The organism is Kitasatospora sp. NPDC101108, from assembly GCF_055584725.1.
On the sequence record NZ_JBVJLM010000010.1, the window covers coordinates 44,621 to 68,824 of the forward strand.

Genomic DNA, 24,204 nt, shown 5'->3' on the forward strand with positions numbered 1-24,204 from the left:
CAGGCTGCCCGGACAGGTGTACCGATTGCCCTGGAGGTCAGCGTGGTGAGGAAGGAAGCGCCCGCATCGGGACGGCCGGAGGCGCGGGAGCGCGCGTGCGACGGCGAGCTGGTGCACGAGAGGATCGCGGCCCGTGCCGAGCGCAGTCCGGACGCCGTCGCGCTGCACTGGGCCGGGCGCGACACGTCCTACCGCGAACTGGCCGCGGACGCCAGCCGCAGCGCCGACTTCCTGGCCCGCCGGGGGGTGGGGCGGGGCGACGTGGTCGCGGTGCGCGCGGACTGCGTGCCGGACACGGTGAAGGTCCTGCTCGGGATCGTCCGGTGCGGCGCGGCGTACGCGATCGTGCCCCCCGACTGGCCGCCGGGCCGGTTCGAGCGGATCGCCGGCCTGGAGGGCATCCGGCTGTGCGTGGTGGACCGTGACCTGCCGCCCGTCCCGGGGCTGCCCACGCTCACCGTCGAGGAGGCGCTCGGCCGCGCCGCGGCGGCGGACGGCGGCGCGCCCGGTGAGGCGCCGGCGGGGGCGGGCGCGGGGGCGGGCGGCGAGGACCCGCTGTGCGTGTTCTTCACCTCGGGCAGCACGGGCTCCCCCAAGGGCGTGGTCGCCCCGCACCGCGGGATCCTGCGGCTGGCCGCCGACGAGCTGTGCGTCGTCCCCGGCCGGATGGTGACCTACCAGACCGCCTCCACCGCCTGGGACGCCTTCGCCTGGGAGCTGTGGACCCCGCTGGTCCTCGGCGGCACCTGTGTGCTGTCCGGCGGCACCAAGCCGACCGGCCCGCGGGTGCGGGAGGCGATCGCCCGGGGCGTCAACGCGATGATCCTCAACACCGTGCTGTTCAACGCGCTGGTCGACGACGACATCGACTGCTTCACCGGTCTCGAACTGCTCGTCACCGGCGGCGAGCGGCACTCCGCCCCCCACCTGACGCGCTGCCGGCGCCGCCACCCGGGCATCCGCCTCCAGCAGGGCTACGGGCCCGCGGAGAGCTCGACGTACACGACCATGCACCCGGTCACCGAGGCCGACGAGGCGGAGGTCCCCATCGGACTGCCGGTGACCGGCACCGAGGTGTGGCTGCTCGACGAGCGGCGCCGCCCGGTCCCCGACGGCGGGACCGGCGAGATCGTGATCGGCGGCGAGGGGCTCGCCCTCGGCTACCTCGGCGACCCGGAGCTCACCCGGCAGCGTTTCCCCGTACTGGAGTTGGACGGGCGGGAGCACCGGGTGTACCTGACCGGCGACCTGGCCCGCCGCGACCCGGGCGGCCGGCTGGTCTTCGTGGGCCGCCGGGACCGGCAGGTCAAGATCCGCGGGGTGCGGATCGAGCCGAGCGAGGTCGAGGCGGTCATCGAGCAGGTGCCCGGGGTGAGCCGGGCGGCCGTGGTGGCCCAGTACGACGACAGCGGGCGCGCCACCGGACTGGCCGCGGTCGCCAGCAGCGAGGGCGGCCCGCTGCCGTCCGCGGACCTGGTCACCAAGACCGTGGCGGGCGCCTTCCCCGAGGCGTTCGTGCCCCGGCGGGTCGCGGTCGTGGAGCGGCTGCCGAAGCTGCCGAACGACAAGGTCGACCACCACGCGCTGGCCGCCCTGCTGGCCGACGCCGGCCGCCCCGGGCCCGGGGCCCGCCGACCCGGCGGCGCCGCGCCGGGCCCCGCCGCCGCGCCCGGGGCCGGCGACGGCGACCTGGCCGCCGCCGTGGCGATAGCCTCCGCGATCCTGCGCTACGAAGTCGGCCCCGACGACGACCTGTTCGACCAGGGGGCGACGTCGATGACCGCGATCCGCCTGGCCACCCGGCTGTCCCGGGCGCTGGGACGCCAGGTCACCGAGTCGGACGTGCTCCGGGCCCGCTCGATCACCGCGCTGTTCGGCCTGCTCGCCGACCCCGGCCGGCCCGACGGACCCGCCCCCGCCCCGCGGCCGGCGGACCCCGCGGAACCGGCCGGGGTCGAGCCGCTGTTCTCGCTGGAGAAGTTCTGGCACATGGCGGAGCACGAGCCGGACCTCCACGAGAGCATCATGCCGATGCTGTTCCTGCTGCACGGCACCCTCGATGCCGACCTGCTGGGCGCCGCCGTCGACGCCGTGGTGGCCCGTCACGACGCGCTGCGGGCCCGCTTCCGCCGCGCCGGACGCGGCCTGGCCGCCGACGTGCTGGCACCCGCCGACACCAGCGGGCTCCTGCGACGGGACACGGGCGCGCCACTGCCCCGCGAGAGCGCCGAGCAGGAGGCGCGCCGCTGGCTGACCGCGCCCTACCCGCTGCGGGACCAACCGCCGCTGAAGGCCCGGCTGATCCCGGTCGAGGGGGGCCGGTGGCTGCTGGCCGTCGTCGGGCACCACATCGCCTTCGACGCGTGGTCGACCCAGGTCTTCTGGCGCGACCTCTTCGACGCCTACCGGGCGCTGGAGCAGGGCCGGCCGGCCTTCGACGCGCCCGCGCCGTCCTTCTTCACGACCTACCGGGAGCAGTTGGAGGCCCGGCAGGCGCAGCGGCCCGCCGCGGTCCGGGCCTGGCGCGAGCGGGTGGCGGGGGTGGCGCCCGTGCCGTTCGCCCAGGCGGGCCCGATACCGCGCTACGGGCCGGCCGCCGAGGTGGAACTGGCCCTGACCGAGGAGCTGATGGCCACCGCCGCACGCGCCGCCAACACCGTGCGCGGCACGGTCAGCGCGGTGTTCCTGGCGGCCTGGGCGCGGGTGCTGGGCGAGTTCACCGGCGCGGCGGACCTGGCGGTGTGCACCCCGGTCTCGGGGCGCTTCCTGCCGGCCTCGGCGGACTCGGTCGGCTGCTACGCCAGCATGGTCGCGCTGCGGCTGGCGCCCGGCGACGGCGCGCGCGAGCTGGTGCGCCGGGCCGCCGAGCAGCTGCGCGAGGCGATGGAGGCGCCGCTGCTGTCGATCGCCCTGCAGCGGGGGCGGCCGCTGCCCGCCGCCGCGCGCGATCCGCTGCTCCAGGCGTACTTCCTGCTGGAGGAGGTGCCGCCGGCGCGGGTGGAGGTCACGGCGGCGCTGCGCGGCGAGCAGATCCGGGTCGCCCCGCGGACCTGGGTCCCCGAGGTGCACCTGGAGCTGCGGCCGCACCCCGACCTCGGGGGGCTGGTCCGCTACCGCACGGACGTGCTGTCGGCGGCCGACGCCGAGCGGCTGGCCGCCCGGCTGCCCGCCGAGGTGGCCGCGCTGAGCTCGCGGCTGCTCTGAGGTCGCGGCCGCGCCGGGCTCGCGGCGCGGCCCGCGCCGGCCGGCCGCCGCCCGCCCCTCGGGCGGCGGTCAGCCCAGCGCGTGCAGCGCCGCGATCAGGGTGCGCGCCTGCATGTTCAGGTAGTAGCTGTGCCGCAGCAGCCGGGCCGCCTGACCGGCCGTCACCCAGACGAACTCCGGCGGTACGTCGTCGAGTTCGTCGCCGACCTCGACGATGCGGTAGCGGCTCTCGGCGTGGTGGAAGCGGGCGCCCTCCTCCGACTGCACCGTGTCGTAGAGGACCCGCTGCGGGGGCGCGGACAGCACCTGGTCCAGGAACCGCGGGCGGTGGTGCGCCGGCACGTCGCCGTAGTTGCCCGGCGTGCACTGGACGGTCGGCCCGAACTCGGCGACGTCCCTGGCCCCGGCCTCGACCCTGGCGTGCAGCAGGACGTGCCGCACCGCGCCGAAGCGGCGGGTCAGCAGCGCGGCGACGCCTCCGGCGGCCGGCGCCAGCAGGGGCTGGGTCCAGTGCAGGATCTCCCGGCTGTCGGCGTGGACCTCGGCGGCGATCACCTTGAAGTACTTCCCGTCGGCCCGGGAGATCTCGTCGTCCAGGCGCCGCCAGGAGGTCACCTCCTTGAGCGGGATGCGGTGCTGCCCCACCTCGTGGCGGGCCTTGACCTCGCACAGCGCGCTGATCACCTCGCCGAGGCTGTGCCGCGCCGGCCCGGCGTCCAGCGACCGGGCGCCCGGCAGGCAGGCGAGCACCGAACAGGCCTCCATGCTCAGGGTGTTGTCGCGCATCATCAGCCGCCGCAGCTGGCCCAGGGTCAGCCAGCAGAAGTCCTGGTGCTCCGGGACGTCGCCGGCCGCCTCCACCACCATGTGCCGGTTGCGCTTGCGCAGGAACCAGGTGCTGCGCTCGGACTGCAGGGTGTCCACCAGCGGCCGCCCGGTGCGCGGCGCGACGAACCGCTCGATGTACGGGATGGCCCGCCCCCGGTGGACCCCGGTGTAGTTGCTGCGGGTGGCCTGGACCGTCGGCGACAGCCGGACGGCGCCGGTGTTCCCCGGCTCCAGCTTGGCCTGCATCAGGAAGTGCAGGACCCCGTCGAACTCCTTGGCGAGGATCCCGAGGATCCCGATCTCCCGCTGGACCAGGATCGGCTGCTCCCAGACACCGGTCTGCTCGTCCGCCTCGACCCGCAGTCCCTCCACGGAGAAGAACCGGCCGCTGTCGTGGGCCAGCGTCCCCGTGTCCGGGTCGAAGCCCCAGTTGGACAGCCGGGAGAAGGGGATGCGCGTCACCTGGAACCCGCTGCGCCGCTGGTGGGCGGCGAACCAGGAGTCGAACCACGCGTTCGGGGTCACCCGGCTGTCGGGGGTCCGGGCGGACTCGGCGACTCGGCGGGCCTGCTGCGCCGCGACCGGAGGCGCGGCGGATTCCGTTGCAGGAGTGGACATATGACGAACCTTCTCCTCGGATCGGCTGGCCCGAGGAACCTAACGAGCCTGGTCCGAGAACCGTTCGAACGCAGGCTGAGGAGCACCCCGTGCGATCATGTAGCCTTCGCTGGCGGCGAGAGGGGAAAGGGGCCTGATGATCACGGCACCGGGGATCCGGGTGGCGGTCCTGGGGCCGCTGGTGGTCTGCGACCCGGACGGCACGCCGGTCAGGCTCACGGGCACCCGGATCGGCTCGCTGGTCATCCGGCTGGCGCTGGCCCACGGCCGTCCGGTCGGCGCCGAGCGCCTGATCGAGGACCTGTGGGAGGACTCCCCTCCGGCGAACCCGCACAACGCCGTGCAGGCCCTGGTGTCGCGGCTGCGGCGGCTGGCGCCCGCACTGCCCGTCACCTCCGGCCCGGGCGGCTACGCCCTGGGCGTGCCGGCCGAGGCGGTCGACCTGTGGCGCTTCGAGCAGCTGGCCGCCCGCGGCCGCGCCGAGCTCGCGCAGCGCCCCGACCTCGCGGCCGCCACGCTGCGCGGGGCGCTGGCGCTGTGGCGGGGCGAGGAGTTCACGGAGGCGGCCGGGGCGCTGTTCGCCCAGGCCCCGGCGGCCCGGGCCCGCGAGCTGCGGCGCACCGTCCTCGGCACCCGGATCGACGCGGACATCGCGCTGGGGCGGGCCGTGGACGTCCTGCCCGAACTGGAGCAGCTCGCCGCCGCCGACCCGGTCGACGAACTGTGGCACGCCCGGCTGATGCGGGCCCTGCAGGCGGCGGGCCGCCAGGCGGAGGCCCTGGAGGTGTACGACCGGATCCGCCGCCGCCTCGCCGACGAACTGGGCCTGGACCCCTCCCCCGACCTGGAGCGCGCCCATCTGGCCGTGCTGCGCGCCGAGCCGGCCGTGCCCGCGGCCCGCGCCGGGGCCCGCGGCGGCCCCGGAGCGGACGCCGGGGCGCCGGCCTGCGCCCGCCGGGGCGTGCCGCTGCGGGTCAGCGGCATCCTCGGCCGGGGGGCGGAACTCGCCGAGCTGGAGCGGCTGCTGGGCGAGGCGCGCCTGGTGACCCTGATCGGGCCGGGCGGGGTCGGCAAGACCCGGCTGGCCGTCGAGGCGGCGCAGACCCTCGCCGACGGCCTCGGGGAGGGGGCCTGGTGGGTGGACCTGGCCGCGGTCAAGGATCCGGCGCAGGTCCCCGAGGCCGTGCTCAACGCCCTGACCTCGACCGGCACCACGGTGCTGGGGAGCCCGGAGACCACCAAGCCCGCGCCGTACCCGCGGCTGGTCGAGGTGGTCGGCGACCGCGGCGTCCTGCTCGTGCTCGACAACTGCGAGCACGTGGTGGACGCGGTGGCGGAGCTGGTCGAGCGGCTGTTCCGGGACTGCCCGGCGGCGCGGGCCCTGGCCACCAGCCGGGAACGGCTCGCCGCGGCCGGCGAGCGGCTGCTGACCCTGGGCCCGCTGCCCCTGCCCCCGGCCGGCGCCGCCCTGCCCGAGGTGCTGGCGAGCCCGGCCGTCCAGCTGCTGGCCGAGCGCACCCGGGCGGTGCGCTCGGGCTTCGAGGTGAACGAGGACAACGCGGCGGACGTGGTGCGGCTGTGCGGCCGGGTCGACGGCCTGCCGCTGGCGCTGGAACTGGCGGCGGCCCGGCTGCGGGCGCTGTCGCCGGCGGACGTCGCCGAGCGGCTGGACGACCACTTCCGGATCCTCTCCGGCGGCCTGCGCAGCCGCCCCGAGCGCCACCGCACGCTCCACGCCGTGGTCGGCTGGAGCTGGGGGCTGCTGCGGCTGGAGGAACGCACCCTGGCCAAGCGGCTCTCGGTGTACGAGGGCGGGGCGACGCTGAACGCGGTGGAGGAGATCTGCACCGACGCCCGGGTCGGGGTGGTGCCCCGCAACGTCGTCGACCTGCTGACGGCGCTGGTGGACAAGTCCCTGGTCCAGCTCGACGAGAGCGGCCGGGAGATCCGCTACCGGGTGCTGGCGACCATCCGCGAGTACCTGGCCGGGCAGCTGGAGGAGGACGAGGAACAGGCCGTACGGGCCGCCCACGCCCGGTACTTCGTGGGCCTGGCGGAGTCGGCCCGGGAGCGGCTCATCGGCGCCGACCAGGCCCTGTGGCTGGCCCGGCTGACCGCCGACCACGACAACCTCCAGGCGGCGCTGCGCTGGTCGATCGCCGCCGGCGACAGCGCGCTGTCGGTCCGCATGGTGGCCGCGCTGGGCTGGTACTGGTCCCTGCGCGGCCAGCAGATCGAGGCCGCGGACTGGGCGGACCGGGCGCTGGCCGTCCCCGGGGACGCCCCGGACGACGCCCGCGCCCTGGTGACGATCATGTCCGCGCTGGCGCCCTCCGCCTCGCCCGAGGGCATGGCCGCCGGCCTCGCGCGGGTGCGGCAGTGGCTGGAGCGCGCCGAGCGCAGCCGCCCGCCCGGCACCGAGGAGCCGCCCGAACTCACCGCGTTCCGGGGGACGTTGAGCATCCTCGACGAGAACCCGGCCGGCGCCCTGGAAGCGATGGAGCAGCTCACCCGGGCCCGGCACGCCTGGGTCCGCTCCTGCGGCCACGTCAACTGCGGCCACCTCCACTCGGCGCGACGGGACGTGCGGCGCGCCACCGAGCACTTCCGGGCCGCCCTGCGGGAGTCCCGGCAGATCGGCGAGCGCTGGGGGCAGATCCAGGCGCTCAGCGCCCTGGCCGGGATCTCCGGCGCCACCGCCGGGCCCGGGGAGGCCATCGAGCTGCTGGAGGAGGCGCTGCGGCTGGCGACCGAACTGGGCGGGCTGGAGGACCAGATCATCCTGCGCGCCCGCCTGGGCAGCGAACTCGCCCGCGCCGGGGACCTCGACGGGGCGCGGGAGCTGCTGGAGAGCACGCTGCGCACCGCCCGGCAGGCCGGGATCACCCGCGCGCAGCCCCACATCCGCGGGGTGCTGGCCGAGATCGCCCGCTGGCAGGGCGACCTCGCCCACGCCGCGGCCGTCCTGGAGCCGGGGGTCACCGCGCTGCGCACCGCGCCGCGCCCGGACGTGGGCCAGCTCGCGCTGATGCTGTGCGGCCTGGGCCACGTCGAGGTCGCCCGGCGGCGGCTGGGCCGGGCCGCGAGCCTGCACGAGGAGGCGCTGGCCCACGCCGTGCTGCTGGGGGACGCCCGGGTCGCCGGCCGGGCGGCGCTGCTGGCGGCCGACATCGCGGCCGCCCAGGGCCGGGCCGCCCGGGCGGTGCGGCTGCTCGGCATCGGCGACGGGGTGTCCGGCAGCGCGCCGGTGAGCCACCCGGACGCGGTGCGGATCGAGGGGCTGTGCGCGGCGGTCCTCGACGGGGAGGAGCTCGCCCTGGCCTACCGGTCGGGGGCCGAGCACGCGGCCGGGGCCGCCCTCACCGGCCTGGCGGGCGTCTTCGACGAGCTCACCTAGGAGGGGCCTGTGCGGGCGTCCCCGCCGCGCCCGGTCAGGGGGCGGCGGGGACGGACCCCTCGACCAGGTGCACCACGCTGCCGGTCGCGGTGATGCCGTGGAAGTGCAGCCCGGCGCGTTCGAACAGCTCGCGGAACTCGTCGCCGGTGCGTTCCCGGCCGCCCTGGCTGACGAGCATGAGCAGGTTCATCACCGTGGCGATCTCCGGCGTCGCGGTGGCGTCCAGCACCTGTTCGATCAGGACCACCCGGGCGCCGGGCGGGGCGCTGCGGGCGAGCGTGCGCAGCGCGGCGACGGCGGTCTCGTCGTCCCACATGTGCACCACGCCCTTGAGCAGGTAGGTGTCGGCCTTGACCGGGACGTCGACGTGGCAGTCGCCGGCCACCACCTTGCAGCGCGCGGCCAGTTCCCCGCCGTCGCGCAGGGCGGGGTCCGCGCCGGCCGCCACCGGCTCCAGTTCGAACAGCACCCCGTTCAGCGCGGGCCGGCGCTCCAGCAGGACCTTGAGCAGGGTGCCGCGGCCGCCGCCGATGTCGGCGACCGTGTGGGTGCCGGTCAGGTCGAGCACCTCGGCCACGGCCGCCGCGGTGGCCACGCCGGACTTGGCCATCGCCTGGTCGAAGAGGGCGCCCAGCTCGGGTTCCTCCTCGTGGAGGTGGGTGAACAGGGTGGTGCCGTACAGGTCCGGGAAGACGCTGCGGCCGGTGCGTACGGCGGTGTCCAGCCGTTCCCAGATGCGCCAGGCGAAGGGTGCCCCGGCGAGCAGGGCCATCGCGCGGCGCCCGCCCGGCGCGTTGGCGCGCAGCAGCCGGGAGAGTTCGGTGTGGGTGTAGCGGCCCGGTGGCGTCTCCTGGAAGACGCCGTGGCAGGCGAGGGCGCGCAGGAGCTGGCCGAGCGGTTCCTCCTTGGCGCCGACGGCCGTGGCGAGGGCGGCGACGGTCATCGGCTCCTCGCCGAGCGCGTCGGCCAGTTCCAGCCGGGCGGCGGCGGTGACGGCGGCGGTGACGCCGAGGCTGTAGGCCAGGGCGTGCAGCCTCAACGGTGCCGTGGCGGGCTGGGGTTCAGCCATGGGACGTCCCCTCCGTGGTGGTGGGCCGGTACGCGGCGAAGGCGTGGCGGGCGTACACGTCGGCGTTGCTCTCGAACTGCAGGGCGGCGTGGGCGGCGGCGGCGTGGACGTCGCGCCAGGCGCGTTCGGTGGGGCCGCCCTCCAGTTGGCCGCGGGCGCCGCTCTCGCGCTGGAGCCGGTCGACGGCCTTGGTCAGCGTCGCGGCCACGAGGGCGAAGTCCCGGTGGTTGCGGGGGACGGCCTGCGCCGCGGCGCCGGCGTCGGCCTGGGCCGCGATGCGGGCGAGCACCAGGGCGGCCGCGTCGAGTTCGAAGGAGGCGCGGGCCAGTGCGGAGCGCACCGACGCCTTCTCCCCCGCCCGGACCGTGCGGCCCATCAGCACCTCGGTCTTGCCGGCGATCCACTGCGTCCAGGACTCCAGTGCGCCGAGGCCGGCGCCGAGCGCCGGGGTGACCATGGTGAGGCCGTTGACGAGCCGGAAGGGCACGGCGTGGCAGCCGGCCGGCTCCGTCTCGGGGGCGGTTCCGGCCAGCAGGACGGACTGGGCGAGGGTGCGGTGCTGCGGCACCTCGACCCCGTCCAGGACGAGGCTGCGGCTGCCCGTGCCGCGCAGCCCGACGGAGAACCAGGTGTCCTCCAGGGCGCAGTCGGCGCGCGGCACCGCGAAGAAGCGCAGGCGTTTGCCCTCGCCGCCGGGTTCCCAGGCCGACAGCAGCACCCAGTCGGCGAAGTCCGCTCCGCTGATGAAGTTCCACGCGCCGCTCAGGATCCAGGTGTCCCCGGTGCGGCGGACGGTGCCGCTGGGCACGAATCCGGCGGAGATCCGGGCGTCGGGGCCGTCCCGCCACACCTCCTGCTGTCCCCGGGCCGGCAGGTAGGCCGCGAGCCGGGCGTGCCCGGCGAACAGGGAGGCGCACCAGCCGGCGGCGGCGCACCCCTTGGAGAGCTCGGTGACCGCGCCGAGGAGGTCGGTGAAGGTGCCGGCCGTGCCGCCGAAGCGGCGCGGCACGAAGTGCCGGGGGAATCCGGCGCTGGTGAGGGCGTGGACCGCCTTGGGATCCAGTCGGCGCTCGCGGTCGGCCTGTTGGGCGAGTGGTGCGACGACGGTCCGCGCGACGGAGGCGGCCGCCGCGAGGGTGCTGGATGGGCCGGTGTCCGGCTTCAAGGGGGGCTCTCCCTCCGGTTCAGATCCGATCGGCGAGGAAGAGCCGGTGCATGGCGGCCTCGCTGGAGTGGTCGGTGACGTTGGCGAAGCCGGCGTCGGTGAGCATCCGCCGGTAGGTGTCGACGGAGTGGGTCTCGCCGCGGTGCGTCTGCACCAGCATGATCACCGAGAACATGTACGGCAGCGGGTTGGTGTGCGGGGTGTCGTGGGCGTCGGTGGTGTGGCCGACGACGGCGATCCGGCCGCCCGGCTTGACGGCGGGTGCCACGCGCCGCAGCAGTTCGGTGGACTCCTCCGGGGAGAAGTGGTGCAGCACGTTGGTGAGCATCACGATGTCGTACGGGCCGCCGAGCGGGGTCTTGAACATGTCCCCGGCGATGGTCCTGAACCGGTCGGCCAGGCCGAGGCGTTCGGCGTGGCGGCGGGTGATCTCCAGGACGTTGGGCCAGTCCAGGCCGGTGATGGTGGCGCGCGGCTCGCGCTGGGCGAAGGTGAAGCCGTAGCTGCCGTGGCTGCAGGCGATGTCCAGCACGTCGACGCTCTCGCGCTGCGCGGCCCAGGGCAGCAGCTGCTCGGTCATCAGCTCGGCGGCGCCGTTGTTGAACCAGGTCGTGCTGGTGGCGAACTCGGTCCAGTAGTCGAACTCGGGGGTGAGCGCGTGGGTGGGGGCGACGGTGCCGCCGTGCCGGACCGCGTCGATCAGGTGCTTCTGGGCGTCCCACTCCCAGTCGCTCGCGCCGAGCTTCAGCGCGCCGCCGAAGTAGCGGGGGCTGGTGCTGAGCAGGAGTTCGGACTCGCCCTGCGGGAGGGCGTAGCGGCCGTCCCGGGCGTGCAGCAGGCCGATCGCGGCCAGCGCGTCGAGCACGATGCGCAGGCCGCGCCGGTCCACCCGGGTGTGGGCGGCGAGCTGGTCGGCGGTCAGCGGCCCGTCGGCGAGCGGGTCGAAGAGCCGGAGCTCGAAGGCGGTGCGCAGGAGCGCGGTCTTCACGTAGCCGCGGGCGATGTCGTGCAGCTGGCGTGTGTCGACCCGGGGCGCTTCGGTGTTGGTCATGGCTACCTTCCGTGACTGGTCGCGGTCAGCCCATGGTCGTGGCGGGACTTCGAGGGACGTTCGAACAGTGCCGGTCACGCTGTGCCCAATGACCTCTGGAGCAATGGGATTCAGCAATGGATGGCGAAGTCTCGGTGGTGATCGCCGGTGGCGGGCTGGTGGGCCTGTCCACGGCGCTGTTCCTGGCCGGGCAGGGTGTGCGGGCCCTGCTGGTGGAGAAGCACGACGGTCCGTCGCCCCAGTTGCGCGGGCGCGGGCTGAACCTGCGGAGCATGGAGGTGCTGCGCGCGGCCGGGGTGGAGGCGGCGCTGCGGGCGGCGCCGCCGTCGGTCCTGCGCGACCTGCCGGAGATCGCGCGGGCGGAGGACCTGTCGGGCCCGCAGTCCTTCCACGCGGTGCGCACGGCGCCCGAGTCCGTGGGCCGGCTCAGTCCGACGCTGCCGCTGATGATCGACCAGAACGCGGTGGAGCCGGTGCTGCGGGAGCAGGCGCGGCGGCTGGGGGCCGAGCTGCGGTTCTCCACCCGGCTGGAGTCGTTCGAGCAGGACGGCGCCGGTGTCGAGGTGCGGCTGTGTGACCTGGCGCGCGGCACGCGGCGCACGGTGCGGGCGCAGTACCTGGTGGCCGCCGACGGCCACCGTTCGGGGATCCGGGACGCGCTGGGCATCGGCACGAGCGGGGTGGGCAGCATCGCCCACTACGTGAACATCCCGTTCCGGGCGGACCTCTCGGGGCCGCTGCGGGGCCGGCGGCTGGCGGTGTGCTACCTCGACCGGCCGCGGCCCAACACCATGCTGACGCGGCTGGACCACCCGCAGCGCTGGGTCCTGATGGTGCCCTACCGGCCGGGGGCCGGCGAGCGGGCCGAGGACTTCGGTGTGGAGCGCTGTGTGGAGCTGATCCGCGCGGCCACGGGGGTGGCGGACCTCGACCCGGAGCTGCTCGGGCTCGCCGCGTCCACCGGCTCCGGTTGCCCGGCGCCGGTGCAGACCTGGGAGCTCTGCTCCCGGACGGCCGACCGCTACCGGGCGGGGCGGGTGCTGCTGGCCGGCGACGCCGCCCACGTGATGGCGCCGGCCGGCGGGCTGGGCGGGAACACCGGCATCCAGGACGCGCACAACCTCGCCTGGAAGCTGGCGGCCGTGCTGCGCGGCGCCGCCGACGAGCGGCTCCTGGACACCTACGAGCAGGAGCGGCGCCCGGTCGCGCTGTCGGCCTGCGAGCAGTCCGTGCGCCAGCAGCTGAGCCGGCGTTCGGGCGAGCCGGTGCGTTCGTCCGGGCCCGCGCCGCAGCCGCTCGCGGCGGTGCTCGGCCACCGCTACCGCTCGGCGGCGGTCGTCGCCGAGGAGCACGCGGGCGAGCCGCCGGCGCCGTCGCTGGACCTGACCGGGGAGCCGGGCAGCCGCGCCCCGCACCACCCGCTGGTGCGCGGGGGCGTGGAGCTGTCCACGCTCGACCTCTACCGGGACGCCTTCGTGCTGCTGTGCGGGGTGGAGGGCGGGCGGTGGGCCGCCGCGGGGCGGCGGCTGGCGCCGCGGCTGGGGGTGCGGGTGCACCGGATCGGCGAGGAACTGCTGGACGGGCCGGGCGGTTTCGGCGCCGCCCACGGGATCACGGACAGCGGCGCGGTCCTGGTGCGGCCGGACGGCTTCGTCTGCTGGCGCGCCCCGGACGATCTGGTCACCTCGCCGCACCGGACGCTGAGCACCGTGCTCGCCCGGGTCCTGGGCCTGCCCGACGGGCCCGCCCTGCCGTATCAGCGCGGTATCAGCGGCCTGTCAGGCGCGCGGTAGAGCGTGGGGCCGTACACCACCGGAGAAGGGACAGTCATGACGGAGGCACTGCTCGCCGAGGGGCTCGCGAAGCGCTTCGGCGAGGTCACGGCCCTCGCGGGCATCGACATGCAGCTCAGGTCGGGCCAGATCCTGGGCCTGCTGGGGCCCAACGGCTCGGGCAAGACCACCGCGGTGCGCATCCTCGCCACCCTGGCCAGGCCGGACGGCGGGCGGGCGCTCATCCACGGCTACGACGTGGTCAAGGACGCCGCGCGGGTGCGTCAGCTGATCGCGCTGACCGGCCAGTACGCGGCGGTCGACGAGAACCTGACCGGCACCGAGAACCTGGTGCTGATCGCGCGGCTGCTGGAGATGGGCCGGGCCGAGTCCAAGCGGCGGGCGGCGGAGCTGCTGGAGACCTTCGGGCTGACCGAGGCGGCCAGGCGCACGGCCCGCACGTACTCGGGCGGCATGCGCCGCCGGCTCGACCTGGCGGCGAGCCTGGTGGGCCGTCCCCGGGTGCTGTTCCTCGACGAGCCCACCACCGGCCTCGACCCCAAGAGCCGCTTCGAGCTGTGGCAGGCCGTGCGCCGGCTGGCGTCCGAGGGCACCGCGGTGCTGCTCACCACCCAGTACCTGGAGGAGGCGGACCAGCTGGCCGACGAGCTCCTGGTGATCAACAAGGGGCGGGAGGCGGCGCGGGGCACCGCCGAGGCGCTCAAGGACCAGGTCGGCGACCGCACCCTGGTGGTGCGGCCGAGCCGGCCGGAGGAGCTGGCCGCCGCCGCGGCGGCGGCCCGGCCGGTGGCGCCCGGCGTGGTCGAGGAGGACGGCACCCTGGTGATCCGCTCCGCCGACGGCGCGCTCCTGTCGGCGGTGCTCAACCGCCTCGCGGACGCGGGCCTGGAGGTGGACGAGGCCGGTCTGCGCCGGCCCAGCCTGGACGAGGCCTTCCTGAGCATCCTCGGCGACCCCGCCGGGGAAGCGACCGACGACGCCGACGAGCGCACGGTGGCCGACCTGGCCGCCGCGACGAACAGCAAGGAGCCCGCCGCATGAGCGCGACCCTGTCCGGCCCCGCCGCCGGCCTCGACCTGCAGGTGCGCCGGATGGGCCCGATCCGGCTCTTCCGCCACACCTCGGCGCTCACCTGGCGCATCATCACCCAGGTCCGCCACAACCCCGAGCCGCTGTTCCTGCTCGGCATCCAGCCGATCCTGTTCCTGCTGCTGTCCACCTACATCTACGGCGGGCAGATGGCCGGCTCCAGCCACGCCTACCTGCAGTACGAGGTGCCCGGGATCATGGGCTACAACGCGGTCTTCGCGACCATGGCCGGGGCTCCCGCGCTCTTCGGGGACGTCGGCCGCGGCGTGTTCGACCGCTTCCGGTCCATGCCGATCGCCCGCATGGCGCCGCTGCTCGCCCGTTACTGCGGGGACCTGCTGCTGCAGATGTGGTCGCTGGTCCTGGTGCTCGCCGTCGGGTTCGCGCTGGGCTTCCGGATCGAGACGCACTGGTGGAACCTCGGTTACGCCGTGCTGCTGCTGGCCGCGTTCTCCTTCGGCCTGGCCTGGCTGGCGATGGCCATCGGCCTGTCGGTGCGCTCGGTGGAGACGGTGCAGATGCTCTCCTTCCTGTGCACCATCCCGATGGCCTTCATCAGCGGCGCGTTCGCGGACCCCAAGACCATGCCGGGCTGGCTGGAGGCGTTCGTCAAGCTCAACCCGGTGACCTGGCTGGGCACCGCGGAGCGCGGCATCCTGCTGGGCGGCGAGGTCGGCCGCCCGGTGCTCTACACCCTGCTCTCCTCCCTGGCGGTGGGCCTGCTGTTCGCCCCGATCGCGCTGCGGGGCATCGCCAAGCGCCGCTGACCGGCGCACCGGAGCGGCCTCTCACGACTACCGAACGGTTAGGGAGACGACGATGCGGATTCTGTTCACGACGTCGAACTGGGCCGGCCACTACTTCTGCATGGTCCCCCTGGGATGGGCCCTGCAGGCGGCCGGGCACGACGTGCGGGTGGTGTGCTCCCGGGAGCAGGCCGGCACGATCGCGCGGGCCGGCCTGGTCCCGGTGCCGGTGATCGACAGCCCCGACATGATGTACATGTCCCGGCTCAACCTGTACGCGCAGGTCGCCGAGGGGCGCACCCGCCTGCCCGGGTTGCCGCTGCACCCGGTCACCGGCCACCGCGTCTCGGACCTGGCCGAGTTCGACGTGGTCACCGCGCAGAAGCGGTTCTCGGAGGAGTACGCGGGGACGGTGCTGGCCGCCTACGAGCGGACGGCGGAGTTCACCCGGGCCTGGCGCCCGCACCTGGTGTGCCACGACGTCCTCGCCGAGGAGGGCGCGCTGGTGGCGCGGGAGGCGGGGGTGCCGAGCGTGTACTGCGCGCCGGGGCTGTTCGGCACGGCCGACGAGGAACTCGGCCTGGACCTGGCGCTGCTGGACATGGTGAACAACCTGGCGCGGCCCGGCGTCGAGGGCTGGGCCCGGGAGGACATCACCCATGTGATCGACCCCTCGCCCGAGTCGGCCGTTCCCCCGCTGGGGGCCGCCGCCCGGCTGCCGGTGCGGTTCGTGCCGTACAACGGGCCGGGCGAGCTGCCCGGCTGGGCCCACGAGCCGCGCGGGCGCCCGCGGGTGTGCGTGGTGTGGGGCCGGTCGGCGACCGGGATCTACGGGCCGGAGGTGCCGGCGCTGCGCGAGGCGGTGCGGGCGGCGGTCGACGCCGGTGCCGAGGTGGTGCTCACCGCCTCGCCGCAACAGGTGGGCGCGCTGGGCGGGTTGCCGGAGGGGGTGCGGGTCCTGCAGGACTTCCCGCTGGACCTGCTGCTGGCCGCCAGCGACGCGCTGATCCACCACGGCAGCGACAACAGCCTGATGAACGGGGCGGTGGCGGGCGTGCCGCAGCTGGCGCTGGCGCTCGCCTCGGACCAGATCGTGTTCAGCCGCCGGCTGGCGCGCACCGGATCGGTGATCCCGCTGGAGGGCCTGACCGCCACCGCGGCCCAGGTCCGGGAGGCGGTCACCGTCCTGCTGGAGGACCCCGGGTACGCCGGGGCGGCGCTGGCCCTGCGGGCCGAGATCCGGCAGGCCCCGGCGCCCAGCGCCCTGGTCCCCGACCTGGAGTCGCTGGCCCGGCTGTGCTGACCGCCGGGACCGCTCCCCTGCGGGGGCGTCAGCGGGCCGCCGGGCCGGGGTAGATCCGGTCCGCGACGGCCCGCTTGGCGGCCGTCAGCCGGGCCAGCGCCTCGGGCCGGTAGCCGCCGGCGCCGGGGCGGACCGGGACCTCCAGGGCCTCCAGCAGCTCCCAGTTGGACCCGACGGCCGTCAGCGAGCGGTGCTTGGTCCCGTAGTAGTCGCGCTTGATGCTGACCGCCGCCCCGCTGGCCCCCGCCGCCGCGGCGACCAGGTGCGGGTGGAAGCGGGTGGTCAGCCACGCCTGGCCGGGGCGGGCCGGCAGCCCGTGGGCCATCACCTCGGCCAGGGTGTAGAGGCGCGCGCCGGGCAGCGCCGCCCGGGCGGCCCGGAGCACCTCGCCGTCCTGGTCCGGGGCGCACTCCAGCAGGCCGACGCGCTGCGCGCCCCACTCGCGCACGGTCTTGGCCGCGAACGCGGCCAGCTCGTCCGGGCCGGTGTCGGAGAGCAGCGACTGCAGACTGACCATCACCTCGGGGACCTCGTCGCGGGTGTCGAGCAGGTGCGGGCCGAAGCCGAGGAAGACGTCGTCGGCGGTGCACGTGCCGGGCCCGGCGCCGAGGAGCCGGGCGGAGGCCTCGTCCCGGACGTCGACGACGGCGAAGCCGTCCGTCAGGGAGCGGATCAGGGCGGCGTCGCCGCCGGCCGGCGGGTACAGGCCCTGGCCCGTCATGGCGGCGAGGCCGCCGGAGTGCCGCACGGCGGTGGTGATCCCGGCCAGCAGGCCGGCGAACGGCGCCCAGATGTCGTTGATGAACCCGCCGCCGAGCAGGTGCACCACCCGGGCCCGGCGCAGCGCGCCGAGCCCGCCGCCTGCGCCGGCGGCGGCGACCGCGGCGGCCACGGCGACCGCGGTCCTGGCCGGCTCGGGCGACCAGTGGGTCACGCACAGCTGCCACAGCGCGTTGTGGAAGCGCACCCGGGGGTGGAGGGCGCGCAGCCGCTCCTCGGCGGCCTCGGGGCCGATGCAGTCGAGGACCACGTCCACGTCCGGGGCGACGCGCGCGAGGTGCCTGAGCCAGGTGGCGGCGATCAACTCGTCGCCGTAGTTGGGGATTCCTGCCGGGCTGACGAGGTAGTAGCCGGCGCTGTCTGCGTTCACCATGGGGCCCATCCCGCCACAGGGCCTTCGAACCCCCGTCGAGGGGAGGTCCGCCCTTGAACGCGCGTCGAACGGGCGCCCCGACACTGGTCGCCGAAACGGGCGGCCCGGGGGCCGCCCGTCCGGACCGACGAGGAGGCCCCATGCGGGTGCTGTTCATGGCCACACCGGTATCCAGTCACTTCACCCCGATGGTCCCGCTGGCGTGGGCACTGCGCAGCCGCGGTCACGAGGTGCTGGTCCTGGGGCAGCCGGACGTCGTCGAGGCCGCGCTGGCCGCCGGGCTGTCCGCGGTCGAGGTCGGCGACCGCTTCGACGCCGTCGAGGCGCTCACCGCCCGGCTGCCCGCCGGGAAGCGGCCCAACCAGGCCGGGCGCGCGCAGACCACGGACGCGTCCCCGTTCACGCTCGTCATGCCGTGGATCATGCATGCCCGCTACCTGATGAAGCAGTACCTGGAGTTCGCCTCGCGGTGGCGGCCGGACCTGGTCGTCAGCGACCCGATGGAGTTCAGCGCCCTGCTGGTCGGCGGGGTGCTCGGCGTTCCCGTGGTGCACCACCGCTGGGACATCGACCCGTTGGGCGAGCAGCCGCTGGAGATGGCCCGGCAGATGCTCGGCGCCCGGTTCGCCCGGCACGGTCTGAGCGGTGAACTGCCCGGCCCGGACCTGGTGCTGGACTCCTGCCCGCCCTCGCTGCGCGGCCCCGAACCGGCCGGCGGGCGGGCCCCGGTGCGCTCGCTGCGCTACGTCCCGTACAACGGGGCCGGGACCCTGCCGCGGTGGGTCGCGGAGCCGGCCGGGGAGCGCCGGGTGGTGGTGAGCCTGGGCGGGCTGACCGCGGCCCTCAACGGCGTCCCGCTGTTCCGCTCGGTGGTCGACGCCCTGGAGGCGCTGCCCGGGGTCAGCGCGGTGGTGACGCTGCCGGCGGCCTACCACGGCGACCTGGGGCCGGTGGGAGGGGCGACGAAGGTGGTCGAGCCGGTTCCGCTCAACCTGTTCCTGGACTCCGGCGCGGCCATCGTGCACCACGGCGGCACCGGCACCTCGCTCACCGCGTGCGCGTTCGGGCTGCCCCAGCTGGTCCTGCCGCAGATCGGCAACGAGTCGCTGTGGGCCGCCCGGCTGCGGGACCACGGGCTGGCCAGGGAGATCACCGACCCGGACGCCCAGGACGACCCGGCGGCGGTGCGGGAGGCGGTGCGCGAGCTGCTGGAGACCCCCTCCTACGCGGCGACCGCGCGCAAGCTGGCCGAGGAGATCGCCGCGTTGCCGGAACCGGCCGCGCTGGCCGCCGAGTTGGAGCGGCTCCAGGAAGGCCGGGCGGCGCGATGAGGATCCTGGTCACCGCCCTGGCCCCGAGCCACCTGCTGTGCATGGTGCCGCTGGCGTGGGCCGCCCGCGCGGCCGGGCACGAGGTGCTGGTCGCCGGGCGCGCCGAGGTGGCCCGGGCCGCCGAACGGGCCGGGCTGTGCGCGGCCGAGGTCGACGAGCTGGAGGTGGCTCCGCCCTCCGGGGGGCCGGCCGTCGACGAGCCGGCGCTGCCGCGGATGGCCGGGGTCCTGGCGGAGGAGCAGCTGCGGGGCTTCGCCGGGCACCGCTGGGCCTGCGGCGGGCACCCCTGGCAGGTGCGGGTCGCGCGGGTGGTCGACGGCTATCTGGCGGCCGCCCGCGCCTGGCGGCCGGACGTGGTGCTGTGCGACCCGATCGAGTTCGCCGGGCTGCTCACCGGGGCGGTGCTGGGCGTCCCGGTGGTCGTCCACCGGTGGGGCGGCCCGGACTCGATGAGTGCCGAGGCGATCACCCGGGCCCGCGGCATCCTCGGGGAGCTGGCGGCCGGGCTCGGCCTGGCCGGGGGGATCCCGGCGCCGGCGGCCGTCCTGGACCCCTGCCCGCCGAGCCTGCGGCTCGACCCGGCCGCGGTGGTGCGGCCGATGCGCTTCGTGCCCTACAACGGGCCGCAGCCGGTGCCGGACTGGGTGCACGCGCCGGGCTCCGCACGCCGGATCTTCGTCGGCTTCGGGGTGTTCGGCAGCCGGGCCGCCGTGGCGGGCGCCGACTTCGTCACCGGCGGGGACCTGCTGGCGCGGCTGGGGGCGATCGGCGAGGCGCTGCGGCCGTGGTCGGGCCACGAGGTGGTGATGGCCGTGCCGCGGCGGGTGCGGGCCGCGCTCGGGCCGCTGCCCGAGTGGATCCGGGTGGTCGAACGGGCCCCGCTGGACGCCCTGTTCGCCCGCTGCGACCTCGTGGTGCACCACGGGGGCACCGGGACGGCGATGACCGCCTGCGCCCGCGGGGTGCCCCAGCTGCTGCTGCCGCCGGAGCACCCGGCGCTGCTCGACTGCGCCCGGGGCCTTGAGCGCGGCGGGGTGGGCCGGGTCCTGGAGGGCGCGGCGGCGACCGATCCGCAGGCCCTGCGGGCCGCGGCCGGGCTGCTGCTGGAGGGGCCGGAGCACCGGGCCCGGGCGCGCCTGCTCGCCGAGGAGGTGGCGGCTCAGCCCGCGCCCGCGGAGCTGGTGTCCGTGCTGGAGGGGATCGCCGGTGGTTCCAGGAACGGGTCGAGCAGTCCCGGCAGCACCTCCCGCACCAGGGTCACGGCGTCCTGGGCGCCGAGGTCGTAGAGCCGGCAGCGGCCGCGGCCGGCGGCGGTGGTGGCGGTCAGGGTGACGAGGTGGGCCCGCCGCTGGAACGGCGAGGAGCGCAGCCGTACGCCCACGATCCCCTCCCGCGACAGCGCCCAGCGCCGCCGGACCAGCACCCCCGAGCGGCCGACCAGGTGGCGCCCGGACACCGCGTGGCCGAGGCCGCGGTACCCGTCGGCGGCCGTCAGCGCCGCGAGCGGGAACAGCGCGAGCACCAGTGGCCACGGCCAGGTCGGGACCAGGTGGGTGGCGGCGGCCGCGGCGAACAGCGCGGCGGCGGCCGTGCTCGCGGCCGCCGCCCGCACCGTCCGCCGGCGCCGGGCCGGGCGCGGGTGGGGCGTGAGGGGGCAGTCCACCGGGGCCGGGGTACGCAGCACGTCGGCGGCGACGCGGCGCACCACGGCCGCCGGTGCGGAGGGGACGAGCAGGGCTCCGCCGCGCCGGCCGCGCAGGCCGCTGGTGAGGGCGAGGCAGCGGGCTCCGCCGACGGCGCGCACCGGTAGTGTCTGGGCGATCTCCACGCCGCGGATCTGGCGTTCCTTGAGGGTGACGGTGCGTGCGGTGAGCAGGCCGTGGGTGGTCTGCAGGGTGGCGTCGGGCAGGCGGAGCAGCCGGAAGTCGCCGAACATCACGACGTAGAAGGCGGTGGAGGCCGCGGTGGTGGCCAGCAGGGCGGCCGCGGTGGCCTCCAGCAGGCCGGTCCAGGGGTGGGGGCCGCTGAGCCGGTGGGCGAGGGTGTGGGCGGGGCCGGTGAGCCAGTGGTCGAGGCGGGCTTCGTGCAGGACGGCGGCGCACAGGCCGAGCAGGACCGGGCCGCCGACGTTCAGCGGTGCGTAGCGCATCCACTGGGTGTGGGCCCGGACGAGTTCGGTGTGGTCGGTGGGCCGGGCCGCGCGGGGGAACAGCTGTGAGCGCAGCCGGGCGGCCTGGGCGGTGCTCAGGGCGTCCAGTTCGAGCCGGTCCTCGCGCTTGGGTTCGCGGCTGCCGGTGCCGATCTCGACCCGGGCGAGGCCCAGGAGGCGGTGCAGCGGGTGCGCGGTGACGTCGACGGTGCGGATCCGGTCCAGGGGGACCCTGGTCAGCCGGCGCTGCAGGAGGCCGCGGCGCAGTTGCACCTGGCCGTCGGCGATCCGGAACTCGGTGGTGTACCAGCGGGCGGGGCCCAGCAGGACGGCGCCGGCGGTGGCGAGCAGCGACCACTTCTGGCCGCTGCCGGTGGTGGCTCCGATCACCAGGGTCGCCACCAGCAGCGGCAGGGCGCGCAGGAGTTCGTGCAGGGGGTGGACCAGCAGCATCCTGGGGTGCAGCCGGTGCCAGGAGGAGAGGGGTTCGCGGGGCCGGTCGGTGCTCACGTGGCATCGTCCTTCGTGGTGCGGACGCGTTCGGTGAGTTCCGCGACGATCCGCCGGGCGGTTTCCTCGCCGAGTCCTTGGATGGTCAGCGGTCCCGCCGCGGAGGCGGTGGTGACGGTGACGTTGGTGAGGCGGAAGAGCTGTTCCAGCGGGCCGCGGGTGCTGTCGATGGTCTGGATCCGTGAGAGGGGGGCGATCCGGCGGTCCTGCACGGCCCATCCGGTCTGGGTGTAGAGGGCCTGGGGTGCGCTCTCCCAGCGGTGGACCCGGTAGCGCCACCGGGGCATGACGGTGCTGTGGAGCACCGCGGCGAGGGTGGTGGCGGCGAGGGCCCACAGGTGTGCGGTGGCCCGGGTGCCGTCGTCGAGGGCGAGCCAGAGGGCTTCGGCCGCGAGCACGGCCAGCCAGCCGGTGGCGGCGCGGACGGTCCAGTAGGCGACGGCGCGCGGGTCGACGCGGTGCTCGGGCGGGCGCAGCCGGGGGGTGCTCTGCTCAGCCATGGGCCGTCCCGGCCTTGGCCGCGATGTCCTCCAGCAGGGGTACGACGGCGGCGGGCAGCGGCTGTTGCTCGATGTCCTGGCGCAGTTTCCGGGTGCCCTCGCGGTAGGTGGCGTCGGTGAGGAGTGCGGCCACGTGGTCGCGTACGGCCTGGTGGTCGACCGTGTCCTGGGGCAGGTGCCGTCCGGCGTCCACGGCGACCAGGCGCTCGACGTTGAAGCGGCCCTCGGGGATCTTGGTGATGCCCAGTTGGGGTACGCCGTGGGCGGCGGCGGTCATCATCATGCCGGTGCCGCCGGTGTGCACGATGGCCGCGCAGCTCTGGATCAGGGTGCTCAGCGGCACCCAGTCGACCGTCCGCACGTTGTCGGGCAGTTGGCCGAGGTGGCGGCGGTGTCCGGGTTCCGTGGCGCCGACGGTGAGGATCACCTCGGCGTCGAGGGTGGCGACGCTGCGGGCGATGTCGCCGAAGAGTTCGATGATGCCGGTTCCGAGTTTCTTCTGCTGGGAGGTGCCCCAGGAGACCAGGACCCGGGGGCGGTCGGGTCGGGCGCGCAGCCAGTCGGGTTCGGTGCCGGGGCCGTTGTAGGGGATGTAGCGCATCGGTACGCGGTTGATCTCCCGCTGGCCGGGCCAGCGCAGGGTGGCGGGGCAGGGGTCGATCCAGGCCTCGGGGTCCAGCAGCGGTTCGACTCCCCAGCGGGTGAACAGGTCCAGGTAGCCGGTGCGGTGCTGGGTGCCCACCCAGTCCTTGATGTCGAGCCTCAGCAGGCGGGCCAGGCCGTACAGGTGGCTGACGGTGGGGATGCCGAGGACCTGTCCGGCGACCGGGCCGGCGAAGGTCACGGGGTCGTGCACGATGAGGTCGGGCCGCCAGGTGCGGGCGTAGTCGACGAGGCCGTCGACCATGTGCTCGCACACGCTGAACTGCTTGGCGGCCAGCTGGTCGGTGACCCGCATCCAGACGGCGTTGTCCGGTTCGTCCTCGGCGGCGGGCTTGGGGACGAAGGTCCCGGCCCGGTACCAGGAGTCGGCGTCGATGTCCCGGCCGACCGAGACGCCCGGCAGGCCCGACTCGTGGACGGTGTCCATCAGCGAGGGGGTGCTGGCGAAGCGCACCTCGTGCCCGGCGTTCAGGCATGCCCAGGCGAGCGGCACCATCGGGTAGAAGTGCGGTCGGGCGGCGTAGGTGGTGAACAGGACGCGCATGCGGGTTCTCCAGGGTCGGGTGGTGGGGCGGGCCGGGCCGGGCGGTCAGGAGCCGAGGCGTCGGACGGTGTCGACGAGCCGGGCGTGCGGCACGATGTCGTCCATGCGGTGGCCGTTGCCGGGCGGCAGGTCGTCGGCGCCGTCCAGGGCGGCCCGGGCGAAGGCGCCCACCACCCGGGCGAACTGGTCGTCCGCGGCGAGCGGGTGTTCCTCGACGCGGTCCGGCAGTTCGACGCGGGCCACCGGCCGGTGGTCGGGGGGTGGGGTGAAGGCCCGGTCGAGGGTGATCCGGCCGCTGCTGCCCCAGAGTTCGTACGAGCAGCGGTAGGCGTTGTCGATGCCGAAGGTGAGTTGGGCGGTGCGGCCGTCGGGGGTGCGCAGCAGGGCCGCGCCGGTGGTGTCGAGTGTCGTGCCCGGGTCGTGGCGCAGTACGGCGCCGGCGACCTGGAGGCCGTCGCCGAGGAAGAGTTCGGCGGCCCGGATCGGGTAGCCGGCCACGTCGAGGAGGGCTCCGCCGCCGAGTTCGCGCCGGTTGCGGATGTCCTCGGGCGGCAGGCGGGGGATGGTGAAGGCGGCGGAGAACGCGCGCAGTTCGCCGATGGTGCCGTCGGCGAGCAGTTTGCGGACCTGTTCGTGCTGGCCGTGGTGGGTGAACATGTAGTTCTCCACCAGGAGCAGTCCCCGCGAGCGGGCCAGGGCGACCAGCCGCTCGGCGGTGTCGGCGTCCGTGGCGAGGGGTTTCTCGGCGAGGACGTGTTTGCCCGCGCGCAGGGCGGCTTCGATCCAGTGGGCGTGCAGGGCCGCGGGCAGTGGGATGTACACGGCGTCGATGTCGTCGTCGGCGAGCAGGTGCTCGTAGCCGTGCACGGCGCGGCAGCCGAAGTGTTCGGCGAAGCGGTCGGCCTTGTCCGGTTCCCGGCTGGCCACCGCGACCAGGCGCACCAGTGGTTCGGCGGCGGCGGCGGGCAGGGTGCGCCGCCAGGCGATGCTCGCGCAGCCGATGACGCCGAGGCCGAGCGTCCTGGCGGGTGCGCGGTCCCGGTTCTCGTGCGGGTGCGTTCCGGTCGGCTGTCCGTCCATCTGCCCTTCGC

The 24,204-nt window shown here is 75.6% G+C and carries 16 protein-coding genes and 1 pseudogene; 8 read left to right on the forward strand and 9 right to left on the reverse strand.

The features are described 5' to 3' along the window. The first annotated feature begins 42 nt into the window (after positions 1-42). Complete coding sequence (locus ACZ6Z8_RS21950; protein WP_465611734.1) at positions 43-3,204, forward strand: amino acid adenylation domain-containing protein; 3,162 nt, start codon at positions 43-45, stop codon at positions 3,202-3,204. Between the two features lie 69 nt (positions 3,205-3,273). On the opposite strand, the gene ACZ6Z8_RS21955 is transcribed toward ACZ6Z8_RS21950, so the two are convergent. Continuing rightward, complete coding sequence (locus ACZ6Z8_RS21955) at positions 3,274-4,650, reverse strand: NDP-hexose 2,3-dehydratase family protein (protein ID WP_465611735.1); 1,377 nt, start codon at positions 4,648-4,650, stop codon at positions 3,274-3,276. 136 nt (positions 4,651-4,786) lie between these two features. Between ACZ6Z8_RS21955 and ACZ6Z8_RS21960 the strand changes: the two genes are divergently transcribed. Further along, positions 4,787-8,047, forward strand: coding sequence for an AfsR/SARP family transcriptional regulator (locus ACZ6Z8_RS21960; RefSeq protein WP_465611736.1), 3,261 nt, complete (start codon positions 4,787-4,789; stop codon positions 8,045-8,047). A 34-nt stretch (positions 8,048-8,081) separates the two neighbouring features. Here the strand turns inward: ACZ6Z8_RS21960 and ACZ6Z8_RS21965 are convergent, their stop codons facing one another. The 3 genes from ACZ6Z8_RS21965 to ACZ6Z8_RS21975 are packed head-to-tail and all read right to left on the reverse strand — an operon-like array spanning position 8,082 to position 11,332. Further along, positions 8,082-9,116 carry a methyltransferase gene (locus ACZ6Z8_RS21965; protein ID WP_465611737.1) on the reverse strand — a complete coding sequence of 345 codons (1,035 nt, stop codon included), beginning with the start codon at positions 9,114-9,116 and terminating at the stop codon, positions 8,082-8,084. Then, positions 9,109-10,281, reverse strand: a complete 1,173-nt coding sequence (locus ACZ6Z8_RS21970; RefSeq protein ID WP_465611738.1) for an acyl-CoA dehydrogenase family protein — start codon at positions 10,279-10,281, stop codon at positions 9,109-9,111. The genes ACZ6Z8_RS21965 and ACZ6Z8_RS21970 overlap by 8 nt, the downstream gene beginning before the upstream one ends. A gap of 19 nt (positions 10,282-10,300) precedes the next feature. Further along, positions 10,301-11,332, reverse strand: a complete 1,032-nt coding sequence (locus ACZ6Z8_RS21975) for a class I SAM-dependent methyltransferase (RefSeq protein WP_465611739.1) — start codon at positions 11,330-11,332, stop codon at positions 10,301-10,303. Positions 11,333-11,448: 116 nt separating this feature from the next. On the opposite strand from ACZ6Z8_RS21975, the gene ACZ6Z8_RS21980 reads away from it, so the two are divergent. The 4 genes from ACZ6Z8_RS21980 to ACZ6Z8_RS21995 are packed head-to-tail and all read left to right on the forward strand — an operon-like array spanning position 11,449 to position 16,263. After that, positions 11,449-13,125 (forward strand): FAD-dependent oxidoreductase, encoded by a 1,677-nt coding sequence (locus ACZ6Z8_RS21980; protein ID WP_465611740.1) that lies wholly within the window; start codon positions 11,449-11,451, stop codon positions 13,123-13,125. Positions 13,126-13,161: 36 nt separating this feature from the next. Beyond that, positions 13,162-14,166 carry an ATP-binding cassette domain-containing protein gene (locus ACZ6Z8_RS21985; RefSeq protein ID WP_465611741.1) on the forward strand — a complete coding sequence of 335 codons (1,005 nt, stop codon included), beginning with the start codon at positions 13,162-13,164 and terminating at the stop codon, positions 14,164-14,166. Continuing rightward, on the forward strand, positions 14,163-14,981 hold the full coding sequence (locus tag ACZ6Z8_RS21990) for an ABC transporter permease (protein ID WP_465611742.1): 819 nt from the start codon (positions 14,163-14,165) through the stop codon (positions 14,979-14,981). The genes ACZ6Z8_RS21985 and ACZ6Z8_RS21990 overlap by 4 nt, the downstream gene beginning before the upstream one ends. A 52-nt stretch (positions 14,982-15,033) precedes the next feature. Beyond that, positions 15,034-16,263: a nucleotide disphospho-sugar-binding domain-containing protein gene (locus tag ACZ6Z8_RS21995; RefSeq protein ID WP_465611743.1), complete on the forward strand. Its 1,230-nt coding sequence runs from the start codon at positions 15,034-15,036 to the stop codon at positions 16,261-16,263. Positions 16,264-16,291: 28 nt separating this feature from the next. Here the strand turns inward: ACZ6Z8_RS21995 and ACZ6Z8_RS22000 are convergent, their stop codons facing one another. Continuing rightward, positions 16,292-17,416: a polysaccharide pyruvyl transferase family protein gene (locus ACZ6Z8_RS22000; RefSeq protein WP_465611744.1), complete on the reverse strand. Its 1,125-nt coding sequence runs from the start codon at positions 17,414-17,416 to the stop codon at positions 16,292-16,294. A gap of 140 nt (positions 17,417-17,556) precedes the next feature. Here ACZ6Z8_RS22000 and ACZ6Z8_RS22005 point away from each other — a divergent pair, with 140 nt between their 5' ends. Then, positions 17,557-18,747, forward strand: a complete 1,191-nt coding sequence (locus tag ACZ6Z8_RS22005; RefSeq protein WP_465611745.1) for a nucleotide disphospho-sugar-binding domain-containing protein — start codon at positions 17,557-17,559, stop codon at positions 18,745-18,747. Further along, a complete protein-coding gene (locus tag ACZ6Z8_RS22010; protein ID WP_465611746.1) occupies positions 18,744-20,033 on the forward strand; it encodes a nucleotide disphospho-sugar-binding domain-containing protein in 1,290 nt (429 codons plus the stop codon). The genes ACZ6Z8_RS22005 and ACZ6Z8_RS22010 overlap by 4 nt, the downstream gene beginning before the upstream one ends. 29 nt (positions 20,034-20,062) lie before the next feature. On the opposite strand, the pseudogene ACZ6Z8_RS22015 reads toward ACZ6Z8_RS22010, so the two are convergent. The 4 genes and pseudogenes from ACZ6Z8_RS22015 to ACZ6Z8_RS22030 all read right to left on the reverse strand — a co-directional run. Then, positions 20,063-21,349, reverse strand: a pseudogene (locus ACZ6Z8_RS22015) (PH domain-containing protein); the annotation flags it as partial. 53 nt (positions 21,350-21,402) lie between these two features. Next, positions 21,403-21,906: a PH domain-containing protein gene (locus ACZ6Z8_RS22020; RefSeq protein WP_465611747.1), complete on the reverse strand. Its 504-nt coding sequence runs from the start codon at positions 21,904-21,906 to the stop codon at positions 21,403-21,405. After that, positions 21,899-23,113: a nucleotide disphospho-sugar-binding domain-containing protein gene (locus tag ACZ6Z8_RS22025; RefSeq protein ID WP_465611748.1), complete on the reverse strand. Its 1,215-nt coding sequence runs from the start codon at positions 23,111-23,113 to the stop codon at positions 21,899-21,901. The genes ACZ6Z8_RS22020 and ACZ6Z8_RS22025 overlap by 8 nt, the downstream gene beginning before the upstream one ends. A 45-nt stretch (positions 23,114-23,158) precedes the next feature. Beyond that, the gene (locus ACZ6Z8_RS22030; protein ID WP_465611749.1) at positions 23,159-24,193 is read right to left on the reverse strand and encodes a Gfo/Idh/MocA family protein; all 1,035 of its coding nucleotides are present in this window, start codon (positions 24,191-24,193) and stop codon (positions 23,159-23,161) included. Positions 24,194-24,204: the final 11 nt, after the last annotated feature.

Coding starts and splice junctions, on each gene's coding strand:
- ACZ6Z8_RS21955 (WP_465611735.1), bottom strand. CDS start 4,650: ATGTCCACTCCTGCAACGGAATCCGCCGCGCCTCCGGTCGCGGCGCAG.
- ACZ6Z8_RS21960 (WP_465611736.1), top strand. CDS start 4,787: ATGATCACGGCACCGGGGATCCGGGTGGCGGTCCTGGGGCCGCTGGTG.
- ACZ6Z8_RS21965 (WP_465611737.1), bottom strand. CDS start 9,116: ATGGCTGAACCCCAGCCCGCCACGGCACCGTTGAGGCTGCACGCCCTG.
- ACZ6Z8_RS21975 (WP_465611739.1), bottom strand. CDS start 11,332: ATGACCAACACCGAAGCGCCCCGGGTCGACACACGCCAGCTGCACGAC.
- ACZ6Z8_RS21980 (WP_465611740.1), top strand. CDS start 11,449: ATGGATGGCGAAGTCTCGGTGGTGATCGCCGGTGGCGGGCTGGTGGGC.
- ACZ6Z8_RS21985 (WP_465611741.1), top strand. CDS start 13,162: ATGACGGAGGCACTGCTCGCCGAGGGGCTCGCGAAGCGCTTCGGCGAG.
- ACZ6Z8_RS21990 (WP_465611742.1), top strand. CDS start 14,163: ATGAGCGCGACCCTGTCCGGCCCCGCCGCCGGCCTCGACCTGCAGGTG.
- ACZ6Z8_RS21995 (WP_465611743.1), top strand. CDS start 15,034: ATGCGGATTCTGTTCACGACGTCGAACTGGGCCGGCCACTACTTCTGC.
- ACZ6Z8_RS22000 (WP_465611744.1), bottom strand. CDS start 17,416: ATGGTGAACGCAGACAGCGCCGGCTACTACCTCGTCAGCCCGGCAGGA.
- ACZ6Z8_RS22005 (WP_465611745.1), top strand. CDS start 17,557: ATGCGGGTGCTGTTCATGGCCACACCGGTATCCAGTCACTTCACCCCG.
- ACZ6Z8_RS22010 (WP_465611746.1), top strand. CDS start 18,744: ATGAGGATCCTGGTCACCGCCCTGGCCCCGAGCCACCTGCTGTGCATG.
- ACZ6Z8_RS22020 (WP_465611747.1), bottom strand. CDS start 21,906: ATGGCTGAGCAGAGCACCCCCCGGCTGCGCCCGCCCGAGCACCGCGTC.
- ACZ6Z8_RS22025 (WP_465611748.1), bottom strand. CDS start 23,113: ATGCGCGTCCTGTTCACCACCTACGCCGCCCGACCGCACTTCTACCCG.
- ACZ6Z8_RS22030 (WP_465611749.1), bottom strand. CDS start 24,193: ATGGACGGACAGCCGACCGGAACGCACCCGCACGAGAACCGGGACCGC.